This is a genomic window from Skermanella aerolata KACC 11604 (genome assembly GCF_000936425.1).
In the GTDB taxonomy this organism is placed as follows: Bacteria; Pseudomonadota; Alphaproteobacteria; order Azospirillales; family Azospirillaceae; genus Skermanella; species Skermanella aerolata.
This window is the reverse complement of sequence record NZ_AVFK01000130.1, coordinates 1-2,830: the sequence shown is the minus strand read 5'-3', so window position 1 is coordinate 2,830 and position 2,830 is coordinate 1. Positions and strand designations below refer to the sequence as shown.

The window sequence follows — 2,830 nt, the reverse complement described above, 5'->3', positions numbered from 1 at the left end:
ATCTCACCGCGAGCCAATGTTCGTGCAGTTATTTTGGCTTGAGCCCTTAACGCCATGGGGCGGCCCTGATAGAATCAGGACACGTTTCGACCGCTTCCCCAGGATATTCCCCCGATGAGCAACTTCCGTCCGATCGACCGCCAGACCGGGTTTCTTCTGCCGCCTTCGGTTGACGAGTGGCTGCCGGAGAAGCACTTGGCCCGCTTCGGGATGGAGGTGATCGACGGCTTGGATTTGAGAGTGATGAGGGGGAGCTATCGCGGCTCGGGCTCGGCGTCCTACCCGCCGTCGCTGCTGCTGCTGGGCATCCTGGTTTATGGCTACGCAACCGGGGTGTTGTCGAGCCGCAAGCTGGAGCGGGCGACCTATGCGGATACTTCACGCGGCCAACGTGCAGGCCTGCGGGGCGGCCGGCATCGAGCCGCTGATCGCATTGGGCCGCGTGACCCACCATCCCTTCCTGGGCGAGCGCTTTGCCAAGGCGCTGCCCACGCCGGACGATCCGACACCGGTCGAGGCCATGGCTCACCGCCTGAAGACGCTGGAAGGCAGGAAGCTCTACGCCCAGCGCAAACACATTCCCGAACCGGTATTCGGCATCATCAAATCCGTGCTCGGCTTCCGCCAGTTCCTGCTGCGCGGGCTCGATCATGTCCGCGGTGAGTGGAACCTCGTGACCATGGCCTGGAACCTGAAGCGGATGTTTGTCCTGAGCCCGGCCGGATGACGGCGGGATAGCCGGGCTCAGGCCGCCCACGGCGCAGACGCGGACTGCGGCAAGTCGATGCTGACGGTTTCGAGGACGGCATCACCGTCCCGACGGAGTCTTCAGTACCTTCCGGCGGCGGAGCTGCACTCAAGCGCTTGCCCGAAAATCCCAGTCCGAAAGGCTGCTAGACTGGCGCGCTCACGCGTCTGACGAGTTCGGGGTAGGTTCAGGATACGTGTAAAAAGTGGTCACAAGGGCATAGCGGTACGAAAACCCGTTATAGAACACCACATTCGCGTCATCACCTGCTGTCCTCTGAGGGCTTCCACGACCATCGCACAGTCGATAGTCCATTGAGGTGTCCGGAAATGGTTCCGCCGGTGGCCGCCAACGTATCGTGTGTTTTCAACAAGATAGGGGAAGGACTTTGGTGTCCGGAAAGGTAAGCCTTACTGGACGGCATGCCGTGTTTCGGCGTCTCGCGGCTTGTGACCACTTTTTACTCTTATCCTGAACCTACCCCAGTTCCAGGCGCCCCGGGGAGAGGCGACTTATCAGGGTGCCGATGGGAATGTCCAGCTCAGCGGCAGCTTCCCCGTAGCTCATGCCGTTGACACAGACCAGCATGATGGCGAAGCGCTGCTCCTCCGGCAGAAGGGCCATCACATCACGCACCCGCATCATGGCCCCAACCCCACGCACGGATCAATTGCTGCCACCCTCTGGTTTTTTCTGTTTTTCTAGATAGATTTGTGACGCTTTGATGACAGGAGAACAAATGGACGTAGCAATGGGCTTGCTGGAGTGGGTAATAGCCATGGTAGGCTATGGGTGGGACGTAGTAATCCAGCGCGGCCACGCTCAGGACTGGCCGCATATAATGGCAAACATCCTCCATATCGTCCTCGCCTATGTCCTCGCGTTTCCCATCGGTTGGGAACGCGGCAAGAACTACAACATTGCCGGGCTCCGGACCTTTCCGATTGTCGCGATGGCAAGCTGCGGCTACGCTCTAGCGGCTAACGACCTGCCGGACTTCAATTCCGATGCGGTCTCCAGGGTGATCCAAGGCTTGGTCGCCGGCATTGGGTTCATCGGCGGCGGGGCCATCGTCAAGGAAGCCGGCACAGTCCAGGGCGTCGCTACTGCAGCGTCGATCTGGAACACCGGAGCCATCGGAATTGCCGTGGCCTACGGGAACCTCGACATCGCCATTACGCTGTCAGTTGTCAACTTCCTAACCCTGTGGCTCCTGACACCCATATCCGAAAAGTTCCGGCAGAGCAGTGACAGCCACGACTAGAGTGCGGGACCCGGTTCTGTCCGTATCTGGGTCCTTCGACATCTTGACCTTGCCCCGCCACACCGGACCAGTGGCAACGTTTGTCATGCAGCCGCTTGGATCAGCATCTCCGCATGAGCCTGGGCCGGCGTCCTGTAGTCGATCCCGGAATGTCGGCGTTTCCTGTTGTAGAAGATTTCGATGTATTCGAACAGCGCCGCCTTGGCCTTGGCACGGGTGCGGAACTGCGTTCGATGAACCAGCTCGGTCTTGATCGAGCTGAAGAACGATTCCATCGGTGCATTATCAAGACAGTCACCCTTGCGGCTCATGGATGCCTTGATGCCGTAGCGGTCGAGGATCCTGCGATACGGTCCACATGTCAATCGGCTTCGGAATCTGGGTTCTTCGTTCTTTTGTGTGCACGTCTCATGGTTGAGTGAATGTATCGAGCCAGCGGTCTTTCGGGAGTGATGCCATGGCGCGTCAGGCGTCTTATATGATGACAGCATCTTCAACAACGACGCTGACTTTTATTGATCACCCTCGACCCATCAGAGTTCTTCCCAAGTCTCCACGTCATCGATCGGATCGATCCTCAAAACCCTCGTCTTACACTCCGAGTACAGATGGATCAGGTAGATGCCTCCTGTCCCGTCTGCGACGTTCGGTCAGCGCGGGTTCACAGCCACTACTGGCGCAGCCTCGGCGACGTTCCCTGTCTGGGACGTCAGCTTGTTCTTCTGGTGCGCATCCGCCGCTTCCGCTGTGTAAACTCCGTCTGCCGCCGGCGGACCTTCGCCGAACGTCCCAATGTCATAGCCCGACCCAGGGCTCGT

The 2,830-nt window shown here is 59.3% G+C and carries 3 protein-coding genes and 3 pseudogenes; 4 read left to right on the top strand and 2 right to left on the bottom strand.

Annotation, left to right across the window (positions count from 1 at the left end; all coding sequences use genetic code 11):
- Window positions 1-114: 114 nt before the first annotated feature.
- Together N826_RS46315 and N826_RS46265 are read left to right on the top strand one after the other, a co-directional pair.
- Window positions 115-318: pseudogene (locus N826_RS46315) on the top strand (IS5/IS1182 family transposase); the annotation flags it as partial.
- Window positions 319-388: 70 nt separating this feature from the next.
- A pseudogene (locus N826_RS46265) lies at window positions 389-727 on the top strand (transposase); the annotation flags it as partial.
- 498 nt (window positions 728-1,225) lie between these two features.
- Here the strand turns inward: N826_RS46265 and N826_RS42660 are convergent.
- Window positions 1,226-1,411 carry a sigma factor-like helix-turn-helix DNA-binding protein gene (locus N826_RS42660; RefSeq protein WP_244619789.1) on the bottom strand — a complete coding sequence of 62 codons (186 nt, stop codon included), beginning with the start codon at window positions 1,409-1,411 and terminating at the stop codon, window positions 1,226-1,228.
- 76 nt (window positions 1,412-1,487) lie between these two features.
- On the opposite strand from N826_RS42660, the gene N826_RS38585 reads away from it, so the two are divergent.
- On the top strand, window positions 1,488-2,012 hold the full coding sequence (locus tag N826_RS38585; protein ID WP_211099516.1) for an MgtC/SapB family protein: 525 nt from the start codon (window positions 1,488-1,490) through the stop codon (window positions 2,010-2,012).
- 83 nt (window positions 2,013-2,095) lie between these two features.
- On the opposite strand, the pseudogene N826_RS42655 reads toward N826_RS38585, so the two are convergent.
- Window positions 2,096-2,338 (bottom strand): annotated as a pseudogene (locus N826_RS42655) (integrase core domain-containing protein); the annotation flags it as partial.
- Between the two features lie 282 nt (window positions 2,339-2,620).
- Between N826_RS42655 and N826_RS46260 the strand changes: the two are divergent.
- Window positions 2,621-2,830: transposase family protein (locus tag N826_RS46260; RefSeq protein WP_169789514.1), on the top strand; the 210-nt coding region annotated here is incomplete at its 3' end.

Coding starts and splice junctions, on each gene's coding strand:
- N826_RS38585 (WP_211099516.1), top strand. CDS start 1,488: ATGGACGTAGCAATGGGCTTGCTGGAGTGGGTAATAGCCATGGTAGGC.